General features: G+C 67.5%; 10 protein-coding genes. 4 read left to right on the top strand and 6 right to left on the bottom strand.

The annotated features are described in order from the left end of the window. Window positions 1-81: 81 nt before the first annotated feature. Window positions 82-1,716 (bottom strand): glucan biosynthesis protein D, encoded by a 1,635-nt coding sequence (locus tag QKY98_RS12490; protein ID WP_027602518.1) that lies wholly within the window; start codon window positions 1,714-1,716, stop codon window positions 82-84. 231 nt (window positions 1,717-1,947) lie between these two features. Here QKY98_RS12490 and QKY98_RS12485 point away from each other — a divergent pair, with 231 nt between their 5' ends. After that, entirely contained in the window at window positions 1,948-2,331 is a 384-nt protein-coding gene (locus QKY98_RS12485) for a glyoxalase superfamily protein (RefSeq protein ID WP_145249604.1), read from the top strand. Between the two features lie 257 nt (window positions 2,332-2,588). Here QKY98_RS12485 and QKY98_RS12480 read toward each other — a convergent pair whose 3' ends face one another. Beyond that, the gene (locus tag QKY98_RS12480; RefSeq protein ID WP_284671004.1) at window positions 2,589-4,862 is read right to left on the bottom strand and encodes an ATP-dependent DNA helicase; all 2,274 of its coding nucleotides are present in this window, start codon (window positions 4,860-4,862) and stop codon (window positions 2,589-2,591) included. Continuing rightward, the gene (locus QKY98_RS12475) at window positions 4,859-6,520 is read right to left on the bottom strand and encodes a VRR-NUC domain-containing protein (protein ID WP_169854018.1); all 1,662 of its coding nucleotides are present in this window, start codon (window positions 6,518-6,520) and stop codon (window positions 4,859-4,861) included. The genes QKY98_RS12480 and QKY98_RS12475 overlap by 4 nt, the downstream gene beginning before the upstream one ends. A 182-nt stretch (window positions 6,521-6,702) precedes the next feature. Between QKY98_RS12475 and QKY98_RS12470 the strand changes: the two genes are divergently transcribed. The 3 genes from QKY98_RS12470 (at window position 6,703) to QKY98_RS12460 (ending at window position 11,797) form a co-directional block, all read left to right on the top strand. After that, a complete protein-coding gene (locus QKY98_RS12470) occupies window positions 6,703-7,980 on the top strand; it encodes a glucarate dehydratase family protein (RefSeq protein ID WP_027597154.1) in 1,278 nt (425 codons plus the stop codon). Window positions 7,981-8,128: 148 nt separating this feature from the next. Continuing rightward, window positions 8,129-10,408, top strand: coding sequence for a beta-glucosidase BglX (gene bglX / locus QKY98_RS12465; RefSeq protein ID WP_027602513.1), 2,280 nt, complete (start codon window positions 8,129-8,131; stop codon window positions 10,406-10,408). Between the two features lie 450 nt (window positions 10,409-10,858). After that, window positions 10,859-11,797, top strand: coding sequence for a LysR family transcriptional regulator (locus tag QKY98_RS12460; RefSeq protein ID WP_284671003.1), 939 nt, complete (start codon window positions 10,859-10,861; stop codon window positions 11,795-11,797). A gap of 13 nt (window positions 11,798-11,810) precedes the next feature. On the opposite strand, the gene dld is transcribed toward QKY98_RS12460, so the two are convergent. The 3 genes from dld to gbd all read right to left on the bottom strand — a co-directional run bounded on the left by dld (window position 11,811) and on the right by gbd (window position 16,300). Further along, window positions 11,811-13,580, bottom strand: coding sequence for a D-lactate dehydrogenase (gene dld / locus QKY98_RS12455; RefSeq protein ID WP_284671002.1), 1,770 nt, complete (start codon window positions 13,578-13,580; stop codon window positions 11,811-11,813). Between the two features lie 79 nt (window positions 13,581-13,659). Continuing rightward, on the bottom strand, window positions 13,660-15,003 hold the full coding sequence (locus QKY98_RS12450) for an MFS transporter (protein ID WP_284671001.1): 1,344 nt from the start codon (window positions 15,001-15,003) through the stop codon (window positions 13,660-13,662). A 160-nt stretch (window positions 15,004-15,163) separates the two neighbouring features. After that, the gene (gene gbd / locus QKY98_RS12445; protein ID WP_284671000.1) at window positions 15,164-16,300 is read right to left on the bottom strand and encodes a 4-hydroxybutyrate dehydrogenase; all 1,137 of its coding nucleotides are present in this window, start codon (window positions 16,298-16,300) and stop codon (window positions 15,164-15,166) included. Between the last annotated feature and the right edge of the window lie 102 nt (window positions 16,301-16,402).

Raw genomic sequence — 16,402 nt, 5'->3', positions numbered from 1 at the left:
CGATCAGTCAGCCCCACGCCCTTCTTCCGGGCACAAAAAAGCCGCTGCGCCGGGGAGGCACAGCGGCTTTTTGCTGACCGCTTAGGACTGTTTCCAGTCCGGATAGCGGCGCTTATCGGCGGCTGGCGGGAAGTACTGGTACAGCCAAGTTTCACTCAGGGCGCGATCCTGGGTGCGGATGAAGGCACGCATCTGCACCGGATCGGCCTTGTCGCTGGTGGGGTACCAGTCGAAGATCACCCGGTAGCCGCCGATCTCGTCGATCTTGAGCACGTGGAAATCCTGCACCTTGCCGTCGGTGACGGTGACCACCGGCTCGATGCCGGTACCCTCGGGTAGGAACGACAGGCCGCCGCCGTTGAAATCGATGGCGAAGCGCCGCGCCCAGACCTTGGGCCAGTGCTCACCGGGCGCCCAGCCCTCGGGGAAGCCGCCGATGCCGGAACGGGTGGCATAGACCCGCGCCAGCGGCGTGCTCACCGGCGGCAGCGCACTCCAGTGCAGCTTGTAGCCATAGTGTAGCGACTTGCCGGCGGTGATGGTCTCGGCCGGCGCCCAGAAGGCCACGATGTTGTCCAGGGTCTCGCCGGTGGTGGGGATCTCCAGCAACTGGATGGCACCCTCGCCCCAGGCGGAGGTGGGCTCGACCCACAGACTCGGCCGGCGGTCGTAGCGGACCATGACGTCCTGGTAGCTTTCGAATTCGTGATCGGTCTGCACCAGGCCGAAGCCCTTGGGACTGTCGTCCTTGAAGGCGTTGAACTGCAGCTTGGGCGGATTGTTCAGCGGACGGCAGATCCACTCGCCGTTGCCCTTCCACATGGCCAGGCGATCGGAGTCGTGGATCTGCGGGTGGTAGGTGTTGCAGGTCTGGCGCTCGTGGGTGCCGCAGCCGAACATGCTGGTCATGGGCGCGATGCCCAGTTGCTTGATGTCGCGGCGGGCGTTGACGTTGGCGTCCACGTCCATCACCACGCGGTCGTTCAGGCAGTCGATATCGAAGCGATAGGCGCCGGTGGCGCTGGGCGAATCCAGCAGCGCATAGACCACGAAGCGGGTGCTGTTCTTGTTCGGGGTGACGAACCAGAACTTGGTGAAGTCGGGGAATTCCTCGGGGCGATCGGCATAGGTGTCGATGGCCAGACCGCGGGCCGAGAGGCCGTACTGGCGGGTCTTGTCCACGGCGCGGAAGTAGCTGGCGCCAAGGAAGGAGACGATGTCGTACTGGGCCAGGTGCGGCGCCTTGAACAGCTTGAAGCCGGCGAAGCCCAGGTCGCCCTTGAGCTGGCTCTTGTCGACGCCGCTGTCGTTGTAGTTGAACAGCTCGGGGCGGAAGTGGACTTCCTTGGCCTCGTTGGTCTTGGGGTCCACCGAAAACATCCGCACCGGGGTCTTGAAGCCCATGCCGACGTGGAAGAACTGCACGTCCAGCTGGCCCTTGAGGTCGTGCCAGAGCGAATGCTTGGCATCGTAGCCGATGGCGTTGAACTGCTGCGGCGTCATGTTCGCCAGGGTGTCGGGCAGTTTCTGGGCGGTGGGCTGGTAGGCCTGGCCGGCCAGCTCCTTGGCGTGCTGCTTGAGCCAGTCGAAATCGAAGGCCTGGCCATCGCCGTTGGCCGGATTGGCAAAGGCCTGGAGGGCAAACAGCCCGGTGGAGGGAATGCCGGTGTAGGCCGCCAGGGCCAGGGACGCTTTGAGCAGGTGTCTACGCTGCATGGATCAACCTTGGTCACTAAGGATGAAAGATTCGGCCCAGCCGAACCGCCAGAAAGGAAAAAGAATGCACGATACCCGGATAGGTTCGCCATCGCACCGGTGAACTGCAGCCTAGCGCACGCTCTGGCCTGCCAGAGGGGTTACCAAAGCTTTCCGGATCACAGTTCCGGTTGCCGGGCCTCCCGGAAAGCGCATCATCGACCTTCCCTTGCCGCTTCCCTGGAGACCCTCATGGCCGCTGCCGCCATCGCCTTCGGGCAACCCAGCCCCATCCTGCGCATCTTCGATGACGAAAAGGCACGTGAATTCTACTGCCACTTCCTGGGTTTCCGCCTGGTCTGGGAACACCGCTTCGAACCGGGGCTGCCGCTGTACGCGGAAGTCGAGCGCGCCGGCCTGCGCCTGCACCTCTCCGGCCACCACGGCGATGCCTGCCCCGGCTCGACGGTCTTCGTCCGCCTGACCGGCATCCGCGCCTTCCAGGCCGAATTGCTGGCCAGGGACTACGGCTTCGCCCGCCCGGGGATCGAGGAATTGCCCTGGGGCCTGGTGATGGAGATCGCCGACCCCTTCGGTAACAGGCTGAGGTTTTGCGAGGAGACGCCGGAGGCCTAAGCAACGGCTGGACGGTGATCGCGGCCATGGGCCGCTCCTACGGCTCGATGATGGAGATGACCGCCTGCGCGGATGGCTCCCTCTCCCCTCGGGAGAGCGTTGGGGTGAGGGCGTCCTCGCCACGAAGTCCCCAGTGGAAAAGGCTGCGCCGTTTTCCACGCTACGGCTCTACACCTGGTGCACCCCTATAACGGCTAAGACAGTGGCTCCTACAGTCCCGATGTAATCGTAGGAGCGGCCCATGGCCGCGATAGTCTTCAAGCCGGCGCTGGTTCGCCCGTGGGCACCGCGCCCTCCTCCACCTGCCACCAGGTCGGCAGCAGCGCCTTGACCTCGGGCTGGGTGAATCTGTCGTCGATGAGATAGAGGCAGCCGCGGTCCTGCACGGTGCGGATCACCCGGCCGGCGGCCTGGATGACCTTTTGCAGGCCCGGATAGAGATAGGCATAGCGATAGCCGTCGCCGAAGCGCCGCTGCAGGCGCTGGCGCAGCTGTTCGTTGACCGGATTGAGCTGGGGCAGGCCCAGGGTGGCGACGAAGGCGCCGATCAGGCGGTCGCCGGGCAGGTCGATGCCCTCGCCAAAGCTGCCGCCGAGCACGGCGAAGCCGATGCCGCGGCCGTCGGCCTGGAAACGCTCGAGAAACGCCTGGCGGGCGGCTTCGTCCATGCCGCGGGACTGGCGCCACTGGGGCACGTCGGGCGCCAGCTCGGCCAGCGCCTCGGCCACCTGGTCGAGGTAGTCGAAGCTGCTGAAGAAGGCCAGGTAGTTGCCCGGGCGCTGGAGATAGCGACTGGCGATCAGGGCGGCGATGGGCGCGCGGGAGGCGGCGCGGTCGGCGTAGCGGGTGGACAGCCGCACCAGGCGCACCTCCAGCTGCTCGGCGGCGAAGGGCGAGGCGACGTCGACCCAGGCGCTGCCGGCCGGGACCCCGAGCAGGTCGCGGTGGAAATGCTGGGGAATCAGAGTGGCGGAGAACAGGGTGCAGCTGTGCGCCGCCGCCAGCCGCGGACCGACGAAGGGCGCCGGCACCAGGTTGCGCAGGTTGAGTTGCGACTGCGTCTTGCCGCGACCCTTGAGCAGGGTGACATCGAACAGCGAGTGATCGCCGAAGGTCTCGCCCAGGCGCATGAACTGCAACAGGTCGAAGAACAGCGTCTGCAACTCCGGCGCCGGCGGCTGCCCTGATTCGCCGAAGTGCTCGGTGAGCAGACCCACCACCCGTTGCAGGGCGGTCAGGAAGGCGGCGGGCAATTCCGGCTGTACCTGGTAGTCGACCTGCTGCTCCTTGTGCAGGCGATTCCACTCGCGATTGAGCGCCTGCAGGCCTTTGGCGATGGCCGGGGGCGCCACGGCCTTGCCGGCGGCCAGGCGACGCTGGTCGAGGCTGGCGCTGTACATGCCGCGGGCGCGGTCGAGTAGGTTGTGGGCCTCGTCCACCAGCACCCCGACCCGCCACTCCTGGGTCTGGGCCAGGGCGTGGAGCATGGCGCTGCCGTCGAAGTAGTAGTTGTAGTCGCCCACCACCACGTCGCTCCAGCGCGCCAGTTCCTGGGCCAAGTAATAGGGGCAGACCTCGTGGGCCAGGGCGGTTTCCCGCACCCGCGCCCGGGTCAGCTGGGTGGGCTCGGCCAGGGCGGCGGCGCGGGCGGCCGGCAGGCGGTCGTAGAACCCCCGCGCCAGCGGGCAGGACTCGCCGTGGCAGGCCAGTTCCGGGTGCTCGCAGGCCTTGTCCCGCGCCACCAGTTCCAGCACCCGCACCGGCGCGGCCAGGGACTCCAGGCCATGCAGGGCCAGGGCGCGGCCAGGGGTCTTGGCGGCGAGGAAGAACAGTCGGTCCAGGTTCTGCCGCGGCATGGCCTTGAGCAGCGGGAACAGGGTGCCCACCGTCTTGCCGATGCCGGTAGGCGCCTGGGCCAGCAGGCAGCAGCCGACGCTGGCGGCCTTGTAGACGGCTTCCGCCAGGGGCCGCTGGCCGTGGCGAAAGTCGGGATGGGGAAAGGCCAGGGTCGCCAGCGCCGCATCCCGCGTGGCGCGATGGGCCAGCTCCTGGCGCGCCCAGGCGAGAAAGCGCGAACACTGGAGTTCGAAATGCGCGGCCAGGTCCGCCGCCGTCCACTGCTCGGTGAAGACGGTCTCGGCACCCGTGCCGATGTCGAAATAGACCAGCGCCAGGGTCAGCTCAGGCAGCTCGCGGCTCTGGCAGAGCAGATGGCCATAGACCTTGGCCTGGGCCCAGTGCAGGTGGCGGTGGTTGCCCGGCTGGCGCTCCAGACTGCCCCTGTGGGTCTTGATCTCTTCCAGGCGCTGGGCTGCGGCGTCGAAGCCGTCGGCACGGCCGCGCACCTGCAGGTCTTCGAAGTCGCCCTGCAGACTGACCTCGCGCTCATAGCCGGGGCCGCGCCGGGCGGCTACCCGCTGGTGGCCCTCGATGCCTTCCAGGGCGGTGGGCGACGGGGTGAATCTGAGATCCAGATCGCCGGCCTTGGCGGTGAATTCGCAGAGGGCGCGAACGGCGATGCGATAGCTCATGCGGAGGTCGCGGCCACCTGCCACTGCACGTGGCAGACGCTGACCGGGATGTCATGGGCAGCGAAGAAGTCCAGCCAGCGGCGCTGGTTGTCCTGCAGACGGTCGCCCGGGCCCTTGACCTCGATCATCCGGTAGCGGCCTTCCGCCGGCCAGAACTGGATCAGATCCGGCAAGCCGGTGCGGTTGTTTTCCGGATCCTCCAGCAGCCGTTCGAAGCACAGCCGCAGGTGCCGCGCCGGCAGGCAGGCAAGGGCCTGGTCCAGCAGTTCGCTGCCGAGGATGCCCCAGGCGACGAAGGGCGATGCCAGGCCGCGCTTGCTGGCGAAGCGCTCGCGGATCACCGCGGGATAGGAGCCGTCGTCCAGGCGCGCCAGGCAGGCGGCGAAGGCCTCGGCCCGCCGCTCGCGAAAGCCCGGCAGACGCAGGTCGGCCGGTTCGCGCTGATAGGGGTGGAAGAAGGCGCCGGGGATGGCGAGGAAGATGGCGTCCCAGCACAGCAGCCCGAACAGGCTGGTGAGCAGGGTGTTTTCCACGTAGTGCACCGGCGCCTCGTCGCAACCCAGGTGCTCGCGCACCAGCCACTCGACCCGGCGCAGGCCGTCGTTGACCAGTTCGAAGTCGAGGCGCTCCACCGGGCTGGCCGGACGGCGCCTGTTGGGCGGGCCGCCCTGCTTGCGCACCAGCCGCGGCAGGATGCGCGCCACCTGCTGGCGTTCGGCGTCATGGGCCGGGGCGGCGACGATGGCTTCCGCCAGCGCCTGGGCGGCGGGCCAGTCCTCCAGCCGTTCGAGCATGCGCAGGGCGCGGATGCGCGATTCGGGGTGCGCCGAGGCGGCATAGAGCGCCTGGGCCTGGGCCAGCTCGCCGAGGCGTTCGTGGTGCTGCGCCAGTTCATGCAGCAACTTGCCACGGCGCAATTCCAGCCAGGTGTTGGCGAAGCGTTCGGCGGGCAGCAGCGGCAGCAGCTCGGCGGCCGGCAGCCCATCGCGCAGCGCCTGGCGGCAGCGCTGGATGTGGAGGTAGGCGTCCACCTCGTGGCGCTGGCCGAAGGCGCGGGATTCGGCGCTGAAGGCCACCGTCTCGTACTGGAAGATACCCAGATCGGCCAGCACGAAGTCGGTCCAGTCCTGGTGCAGGTTGCCAAAGAACAGCAGACGCAGGCGATCGCAGAGGTCCATCAGCGTCAGCCGCCAGACGCCCTCCGCCACCAGCTCGGGCACGCTGCCGGTCCAGCCGCTGAAGGCCAGGGGCGTGGCCTGCTCGGCCTCCAGCCGCGCCAGCCAGTCTTCCTTGCGCCCGGCCTTGGGTAGGCGATTGCCAAAGCAGCCGAGCAGCTCTTCCTTGCGCAGCAGGGCGAAGAGTTCGATCAGGTGCAATTCCGGATCGGCCAGCAGCCAGCCGAGCTCCACCAGCGGACTCGCCGCGGCGCGGGGGCAGCCGATCTCGCCATACACCAGCTTGCTGGCACGGAACACCTCGCCCTTGCGCATCACCAGGCGCACCAGCAGAGCCCGCGAGGGCTGCGGCAGCTCGGCGAAGGCGGTGATGAAGGCCTGCTCGCGGTCGTCGAGCAGATCGGGATAGCGCAGGGCGACCCAGTCCAGTACCCGCTGGAAGTTGTGCAGATAGTAGAGGGGATCTTCGAGCGGAGCTTTCATGCGAAAGGTGCGAATAGGGTGGCGGCTGGCTATTTATCCAGCCCCGACCGGAGCGGGCAACCCCGATGCGATATGCGGTCATCCCGCCGGGGTCATGGCACTTCTTTCGGTTGAAGATCCCGATCAGTAGTCATACGATGACTGACAAAGACCACCACAACTACAAGTCCAGGAGTCTGAGCGTGAAGATCAAACGGATCACCGTCACCCCCATCGCCTTTCGCGATGCCCCGCTGCTCAACGCCAGCGGCATCCACGAACCCTATGCGCTGAGATCCATCATCGAGGTGGAAGGCGACAACGGCCACATCGGCCTCGGCGAGAGCTATGGCGACGCCCCGGTGCTGGCGGTGTTGAAGGCCATGGAAAGCAGCCTGGTCGGCCTCTCCGCCTGGGACCTCAACGGCCTGCGCGCCCGGGTGGTGGAGACCGTCGCCGGCCTCGCCGGCGGCGTGGTGGCCGGTGCCGAACTGGCGCCCGGCTCCCATCCGAGCAAGCAGGTAGCCAACGCCTATTCCGCCTTCGAGGTGGCCTTCCTCGATCTGCAGGCGCGCTCCCTGGGCATTCCCCTGGTCGAATTGCTGGGCGGTGCGGTGCGCCGCGAGGTGCCCTTCAGCGCCTATCTGTTCTTGAAGTACGCCGAGCATATCGATGCGCCCTACCCGCCCGATCGCTGGGGCGAGGCCATCAGCCCGGAGCAGGTGGTGGCCCAGGCGGCGCGGATGATCGAGGAGAACGGCTTCCAGAGCATCAAGCTCAAGGCGGGCACCCTGCTCGGTCCGGATCACGAGGCGGCCTGCATCAAGGCCCTGCGCCAGGCCTTCCCGCAGGCGCCGCTGCGCATCGACCCCAACGGCAACTGGTCGCTGGAAACGTCGCTGCGCATCGCCGAGGTGCTGAAGGACGACCTGCAGTACTACGAGGATCCGACCCCGGGCCTGGACGGCATGGCCGAACTGCATCGGCGCACCGGCATACCCCTGGCCACCAACATGGTGGTCACCGATTTCGACGAATTCCGCCGCAGCGTGGCCCAGAACAGCGTGCAGATCGTGCTCGCCGACCACCACTACTGGGGCGGCCTCCGGGACACCCAGATCCTCGCGCGGCTGTGCGACACCTTTGGCCTGGGCGTCTCCATGCACTCCAACTCGCACCTGGGCATCAGCCTCATGGCCATGACCCACGTGGCCGCCGCGGTGCCCAACCTGGCCTATGCCTGCGACACCCACTATCCCTGGCAGGAAGAGGACGAAGAGGTCATCCGGGGCGGCAAGCTGCCGATCCGCAATGGCTGCGTGGCGATCACCGATGCGCCCGGCCTGGGCGTGGAGCTGGACCAGGATCAGCTCGCCAAGCTGCACGAGCAGTTCCTCGCCATCGACATCCGCAGCCGCGACGACGTGCGCCAGATGCGCAAGTACCAGCCGGACTGGGAAACCCGCAAGCCGCGTTTCTAGATCTTCGCCCCCCTCTCCCAGGCCCCTGACGACCGGCTCGCCCGCCGGCCGTCAACGGCTCCGCTTCCCGGCGTCGCGGTTGTACAATCCCCTCGGCACAAGGGTGCCCAAGAACAACGAGAAAGTACGCACAGGGAATTGGGGGACGATGTTGAACGCACCACGCCTCACCGCACTCATGCTCGGCCTGGGACTGGCGGTCAGCGCCACCCTCGCCCCGGCGCAGGACAGGGATCCGGCACGCGCCTACGTCGACGCCCTGCTGGCGAAGATGACCCTGGAGGAAAAGATCGGCCAGCTCAATCTGGTGAGCGTCGGGCCGGACTATCCCAAGGAAGCCATCATGGCGGACATCCGCGCCGGCAAGGTGGGCGCCATGTTCAACACCGTGACCCGCCCCGATATCCGCCAGATGCAGGACCAGGTCGCCCACAGCCGGCTGAAGATCCCGCTGTTCTATGCCTATGACGTCATCCACGGCATGCGCACCATCTTCCCCATCAACCTGGGCCTGGCCAGCACCTGGAATCTCGACGCCATCGCCACCAGCGGGCGCATCTCCGCCCTGGAAGCGGCGGCCGATGGCCTCAACCTGACCTTTTCCCCCACCGTCGACGTCACCCGCGAGCCGCGCTGGGGCCGTGCCTCGGAAACCTTTGGCGAAGACACCTGGCTGACCTCGCGCATCGGCGCCACCCTGGTGCACGCCTACCAGGGCAGGGACCTGCGCGCCCCCGACAGCCTCATGGCCAGCATCAAGCACTTCGGTGGCTACGGCGCCGTGGAAGCCGGCCGTGACTACAGCAACGTCGACATGAGTCCGCAGCGACTCATGCAGGACTACCTGCCGCCCTATCGCGCCGCCGCCGAGGCCGGTGCCGGGGCGGTGATGGTGGCGCTCAACAGCATCAACGGCGTCCCGGCCACGGCCAATCGCTGGCTGCTGCAGGACCTGCTGCGCAAAGACTGGAACTACCAGGGCCTGCTGATCAGCGACCACGGCGCCATCAACGAGCTGGTGCTGCACGGGGTGGCCAAGGACACCCGCGACGCCGCCGAACAGGCGCTCAAGGCCGGCGTCGAGCTGAACATGCACGACGACGTCTACGGCAAGCAGCTGCCCGCCCTGCTGGCCGCCGGCAAGGTGACCCAGGCCGAGATCGACCAGGCCGTGCGCGACATGCTCTTGACCAAGTACCGCATGGGCCTGTTCGACGATCCCTATCGCCGCCTGCAGGGCCAGGATCCGGCCGACACCAATGCCGAATCGCGGCTGCACCGCGCCGAGGCGCGTCAGGTGGCCCGCGAGAGCCTGGTGCTGCTGAAGAACGAAAAGGCCGTGCTGCCACTGCGCAAGGGCGCCACCCTGGCGGTGGTCGGCCCGCTGGCCGACAGTCCGCGCGACGTCATGGGCAACTGGTCCGCCGCCGGCGTGGCCGCCCAGGCCGTCTCCATCCGCCGCGGCCTGGAGAACGCCGTGGCCGGTCAGGGCAAGGTGCTCTATGCCAAGGGCGCCAACCTGCTGGACGACCGCGATGTGCTGGCCTACCTCAACTCCTACGAACCGGCGGTCGCCGTGGATCCGCGCAGCGCCAGCGAACTGATCGCCGAAGCCGTGGCCACCGCGCGCCAGGCCGAGGTGGTGGTGGCCGTGGTCGGCGAGTCCCAGGGCATGGCCCACGAGGCCTCTAGCCGCGCCCGCATCAGCGTGCCCGATACCCAGCGCGAGCTGATCAAGGCACTCAAGGCCACCGGCAAGCCGCTGGTGCTGGTGCTGATGAACGGCCGCCCGCTGGCGCTGGAATGGGAGCAGGAACAGGCCAACGCCCTGCTGGAAGCCTGGTTCCCCGGCACCGAAGGCGGCAACGCCGTGGCCGATGTGCTGTTCGGCGACCACAACCCCTCCGGCAAGCTGACCATGACCTTTCCCCGGGAAGTGGGCCAGGTGCCGCTGTACTACAACCACCTGAGCAGCGGTCGCCCCTTCGATGCGGCCAAGCCGAACAAGTACACCTCGCGCTACTTCGACATCGTCAACGGTCCGCTCTACCCCTTCGGCTACGGCCTGAGCTACACCTCCTTCGAGGTCTCGGCGCCGCAGCTGTCCAGCGCCACCCTGAAGAAGGGCGACACCCTGACCGCCAGGGTCACGGTCAAGAACACCGGCAGCCGCGCCGGCGCCACCGTGGTGCAGCTCTATCTGCACGACGTGACCGCCTCCCTGGCGCGACCGGTCAAGGAGCTCAAGGGCTTCCAGAAGGTGATGCTGCAACCGGGCGAGAGTCGCGAGCTGGACTTCCCCATTACCGAGGCGGACCTGCGCTTCTACAACAACGACCTCAAGCTGGTCTCGGAGCCGGGCGAGTTCAAGGTGATGGTCGGCCTGGATTCGGAGCGGGTGCGCGAGGGGAGTTTCACGCTGCTCTAGGGTTTCAGCCCTCACCCCAGCCCTCTCCCAAAGGGAGAGGGGGTAAAAGCGCGCAGCTCGATGACGCCTTGCCTTCCTGCGGGCCCTCACCCCAACCCTCTCCCAAGGGGAGAGGGGGTAAAAATCCTGCACCTTGATGCCGCCGCATCCCTTCATGCCCCAGCCGCCCCCTCTCCCTCCGGGAGAGGGTTGGGGTGAGGGACAGGATGCGCGCCCTGAGTCCGACCCGTTGGGCTTCGCTGGCGCTCAACCCAACCTGCAGGACCCGTAGGTTGGATTGAGGCGACTCCATCGCCGAAGCCCAACGAATCGAACCACACCTCGTAGCGGCAGGCTCGCGGCCGATCAAGCCCCGGCATTTATTACAGCCTGTTATACGCGGGCAACGACTTGCTCTAGGCTAGAGCCCTCGGGATCAACCATAAGCAACCGCGGTATAACGGTCGGTCAATGAAGCAGCTCGCCAGCCTCAACGCCATCATGTCGCGCCTGCACGCCAAGCAGCTGCGCCTGCTCATCGCCCTGGCGGAAAAGGGTTCGCTGCTCAATGCCGCGGAAGGCCTGGGGCTCACCCAGCCGGGCGCCAGCAAGGCGCTCAAGGAGCTGGAGTCCGCCCTGGGAGTCGAGTTGTTCCTGCGCACCAATCGCGGCCTGCTGCCGACCCCGGCGGGCACCTGCGCTATTCGCTTCGCCCGGCTGATTCAGGCCGACCTGGACAATCTGCGCCTCGAACTCCACGCCATCGCCAGCGGCTCCGGCGGCAAGCTGGCCATAGGCACCATCATGGGCGCCGTGCCCCTGCTCACCCATGCCATCTCGCGGCTGCTGGAGTTGCAGTCACGGCTGTCCATCGAGGTGGTGGAAGACACCAGCACGACCCTGCTCGGCCTGATCGACCAGGGGCGGCTGGACGCGGCCATCTGTCGCCTGTCGGTCAGCGAGCGGCCGGAAAGCTACGACGCCCTGGTCATCAAGGACGAGTCCCTGGCGGTCATCGCCCACGCCGCCCATCCGGCCGCCCAGCGAGAGCGGGTCGAGTTGCGGGATCTCTCGGACAGTCGCTGGGTGGTCTATCGAGCCAACATGCCCATGAGACGCACCCTGGAACACGAATTCTTCGAGGCGCAGCTGCCTTTTCCGCTGCACCTGATCGAGACCACCTCGGCGCTGACCACCCTTTCGCTGTTGAGCCGCAATCCCCGGCTGGTGGCCCTGGTGTCGGTCGAGGTGGCGGACTATGTCTGCCAGCATGGCCTGGTCAGCCGCCTGCCGCTGGAGCTGAGGTCGCACAGCGAGCCCTATGAGCTGGTCTCGCGGCGCAGCGCCCAGCAGAATCCGGCGTTCGCGCTGCTGGTGGAATCGCTCTACGCCATCCAGCGGGAAGACTGAGCCGTCCCGCAGCTCAGGACGTGCGACTCGTCTCCGCGGCCTCCGCCCGGGCCGCCTTCGCCACCGCGGCGATGGCATCGCCGGCATGCGTGGCGCAGCAGTCCTCCTGCCAGCGATGGCGCCGCGTCAGCTGCCCGATGCCCGGATTGAAGGCGTTGGTCGGATCGAGCTGGCGATAGTGCCGCTCCAGTTCCGGCGCCGCGGCGTAGAGGTGACCGACATTGTGCTCGGCGGGATAACGGGCGCCGCGGGCCTCCAGCAGGGCCAGCAGGCGACGCTTGAGCGCCGCGCAGTCCCGGCCCTTCTTCACCAGGTATTCCTGGTGCAGCACGTGGCAGAAGAAGTGCCCGCAATACATGGTCACCTCGATCTGCTCCGCCAGCTCCGGCGGCAGGGTCTCGAACCAGTCCTGGATGTTGCGCGGCAGGGCGATGTCCAGGGCGAGGATGTCCTCCACGGTGTCCCGGTGCACCGCCCGGTAGCGATTCATGGCATTGCCGACCGCGAAGCGATTGAGGAAGGCGGCGTTGCCCTCCTCCGCGTCGCACTCGATGAAGTCCGCGTCGGCGCTGGGCAGCCAGGACTGCAGATAGGCGCGGGCCTCGTCGATGCCGTCTTCGCCCATCTTCAGCAGCAGATGATGCTCGAAGCGCGAGGCAAAGGCGTTGAGGCGCGCCGGCAGGTGCTCCGGCAAGGGCGCCGCCAGACGTTGCAGCAGGCGATCGCCAAGCTGGGCACCCAGGCCCAGGCGTTCGCTCAGGGCATCGAAGCGGGTCTTCCAGGCAAAGGCCTGGGGCACCCGTTGCGCACCACAGCGCTGGATGAACAGGAACAGGTCCTTGCCGTAGGTACGACTGAGTTCGTAGGCCGTGCGGTGCATGTATTCGCCGGCGATGGGCAGCTGGGCGAAGTTGACCAGGATGTGCCGGCGAATGGCTTCCAGATCGGCGGCCCGATTGGAGCCGATGTAGAACACTCGGGTGTTGCGATCGGCGGCGAAGGTGTCCAGGCGCAGGGCGAACACGGCGATCTTGCCCGCCGAACCCGAGGCTTCGTACAGCCGCCGCGGATCGGCGTTGTAGCGCGCCGGGGTGGCCGAGGCCACGTCGCGGACATGGCGGGCGTATTCGCGATCGGAGGCCATGGCCCCGGCCGGATCCTGCACGACGCTGTCGTCGAAGCGGCCCTCGTCGAGTCGGCTGAGGATCTCCTCGGGGGTGTCGCCCAAGGCCAGGCCCAGGTGGTTGACCAGTTGCAGCTGCCCGGCTTCGTCGATGCGGGCGAACAGCGACAGCTGGGTGAAGGCCGGTCCGCGGCGGATCAGCGAGCCGCCGGAGTTGTTGCAGACGCCACCGGTGACGGAGGCGCCGATGCAGGTCGAGCCGATCACCGAGTGCGGCTCGCGCCCCAGGGGTTTCAGCGTCGTCTCCAGCTGGCTCAGGGTCACACCCGGCTGGGACAGCACCTGCTCGCCCTGGCGCAGCAGGGCCAGGCGGGTCAGGCGCAGGGTGTTGATCAGCACCACCGGCCGGTCGTAGCCCTCGGCCACCGGGGTGGAGCCGCCGGTCAGGCCGGTGTTGGCCGCCTGGCAGATGATGATGGTGCCGGCGCTGTGGCAGCGCTGCAGCACGCGCCACATCTCCAGCAGGCTGCCGGGCCGCACCACGGCGAGCACCGCCCCGCCACCATAGCGGATGCCCAGGCGGAAGCGTCGGGTCGCCGCGTCGCCCTGCAGGACATGGCGCCGCCCGACGATGGTGTGCAACTCGCTGACCAGATCCATGACGTCCTCTTCACTGACAGGGATAGCGGCAGCGAAGGATAGTCGCTTCCGCTCGAAAGGCGCGGCTGGCGCGGCGTGGCTACTCGGCCAGCAGCCCGGTAGTCGACGGCGCGGGCCGGCGGGTCACCCACAGCATCAGCGCCGCGCACCCCAGCAGGCAACCCCCGAGCAGCATCAGCCCGACCTGCGCCGAGCCGAACAGCGTGGTCAGCAACCCCAGCAGATAGGGCCCGGCGAAGCCGCCGAGATTGCCGAAGGAGTTGATGATGGCGATGCCGGCCGCGGCGGCGGCGCCCTGCAGAAAGGCCCCGGGCAGCCCCCAGAACAGGGCGATGGCGCTCAGGCTGCCACCCACGGCGAAGGCGACACCGAGGATCATCAGCAGCAGGTGCTGGGGAAAGGCCGCGCAGAGGATCAGGCCGATCCCGGCCAGCACCGACATCAGGGCGCCATAGGCGCGCTGGTTACCCGTGCGCTGGGCCTGGCGGGTGACCCAGACCATGGTCGCCGCGCCGAACACATAGGGGATGGCGGTGATGAGCCCGATGTCCAGGACCGAAGCCACCCCGGCGTTCTTGATGATGGTCGGCACCCAGAAGTTGATGCCGTAGTTGCCGAGCATCAGCAGGACGTAGATGACCGTGAGCAGCCAGATGATGGGCAGGGCATACAGCCGCTTGAGGGCGATGCGCGGCTTTTCCGCGGCCTCCAGGGCCAGACGCCGGGTGAGTTCGGCCTTTTCCTGCTGGTTCAGCCACCGGGCGTCCTGGATGCCGTTGTCCAGCAGCCAGAGCACCACCACCCCGACCACCACGGCCGGCACCGCCTCGATGACGAACATCCACTGCCAGCCCGCCAGCAGGCCGTTGCTGCCCATGTAGTACATGATGGCGCCGCTGAGCGGACCGCCAAAGATGAAGGACACCGGATTGCCGAGGATGACGATGGCCATCATGCGGCTGTGCAGCGCCGCGGGAAACCAGTAGGTCAGGTAGAGGATGACTCCGGGAAAGAAGCCCGCCTCGCAGACGCCGAGCAGGAATCTCAGGCCATAGAAGGTCAGTTCGTGGCTGATGCCCAGCAACTGGGCGATGGGCCCGGTGAAGGCCATCAGCGACGAGACCAGGCCCCAGGTGATCATGATGCGGGCGATCCACAGCTTGGCGCCGACGCGATGCAGTATCAGGTTGCTGGGGACCTCGAAGAGGAAGTAGCCGATGAAGAAGATGCCGGCGCCCAGGCCATAGGCCGCGTCGGATATGCCGAGGTCGCTGAGCATGGCGAGCTTGGCGAAGCCGACGTTGACCCGATCGAGATAGGCGATGATGTAACCAAGCAGCAGCAGCGGCAACACGCGCCAGGCCACCTTGCGATAGAGCGGATCGAATTGCACCGGGGATGCGGCGGTACTGGGATGGGCCATGATGTTTCGCGTCCTTTAATTGTTGTGATTGTCGCGAGGGTCTTGCAGAACGGCTGACGGTCATCCGCAGCCCACTACCCGCCCGGAACGAGTCGAGGCGCAGGGCAGGATGGCGGATGACGCTGCAGCGGAAGGGCTTGCCGCTAGGGAAGTCGGGGCCTCAGAACGAGGCCTGGATCAGGTCGGCATAGTCCTCCGCCGAGGCTTCCCGGGGATTGGTCCGGTGGCTGTGATCGGCCAGGGCGCCGGTGACGATGCGCGGGATGAGCCCCCTGTCGACCCCCATCTGCGCCAGCCCCGTCGGCAGCCGCAGGGCTTCGGCCTTGTGCGCCAGCGCTTGCTCCACCGACAGCTGCGGCGGCAGTTCCATGGCCTGGGCGAGGCGTTCGAGTTTCTCGTCGCGGACCACCGATTCGGCGCTCCGGTTGAAGGCCACCACGGCCGGCAGCAGGACCGCGTTGAGGGTGCCATGGTGCAGCCGCGGATCGATGCCGCCCAGTGAGTGACTCAGGCTGTGCACGCAGCCCAGCCCCTTCTGGAAGGCCAGCGCCCCCTGCAGCGAGGCGCTGAGCATCTGGGTACGGGCTTCCAGGTTGGTGGGCTCGTTGAACGCCAGTTCCAGATGGCGCCAGGCCCGGCGCAGGCCGTCCAGGGCGATGCCCTCGGCCGGCGGATTGAAGCCGGGCGCGAGAAAGGTCTCGATGCAGTGGGCCACCGCGTCCATGCCCGTGGCGGCGGTCAGGTGCGGCGGCAGGCTGAGCGTCAGCAGCGGATCGCAGATGGCCACCCGCGGGATGACATGGGGCGAGAGGATGCCGACCTTGCGGCCATCGTCGAGGATGATGATGGCGCCGCGTCCCACCTCGCTGCCGGTGCCGGCCGTGGTCGGAATGGCCACGATGGGCACCGTCGCCGCGGTGATCCGCGTCAGGCCGCCCTCGATGACGGCGAACTGCTTCAGCGGTCCGGGATGGCGCGCGGACACGGCGATGGCCTTGGCCAGGTCGATGGGCGAACCCCCGCCGACGGCGATGATGCCGTCGCAGTCCGCATCCCGGAAACAGGCGACGCCCTCGCGGGTGGCGGCCTCGGTGGGATTGGCCGGGGTGGCGTCGAACACCTGGTAGGCGGCCAGGGGATTCTGCTCCACCAGTTGCTCGATGAGACCGGCGGCCACCACGCCCCGATCGGTGACGATCAGTGGCCGCTGGAAGCCCAGCCGGGCGTTGACGTCGGCCAGTTCGGCCGCACAGCCGGCGCCGAAGCGGATCTCCGTTACATAGTTGATTATCGCCATGACCCGTCCTGTTATTCTTGAAATTGATAGACGGCCCGACTATAGCGAGGCGCCTCCCGGCCAAATACTGAGAGGTAGCGATAGCGGTATAACCAGGAGGCA

The sequence above is a fragment of the Pseudomonas sp. HR1 genome, assembly GCF_030175875.1.
In the GTDB taxonomy this organism is placed as follows: domain Bacteria; phylum Pseudomonadota; class Gammaproteobacteria; order Pseudomonadales; family Pseudomonadaceae; genus Chryseomonas; species Chryseomonas oryzihabitans.
The sequence above is the reverse complement of the archived record's forward strand: the minus strand, read 5'-3'. Positions and strand labels throughout refer to the sequence as shown.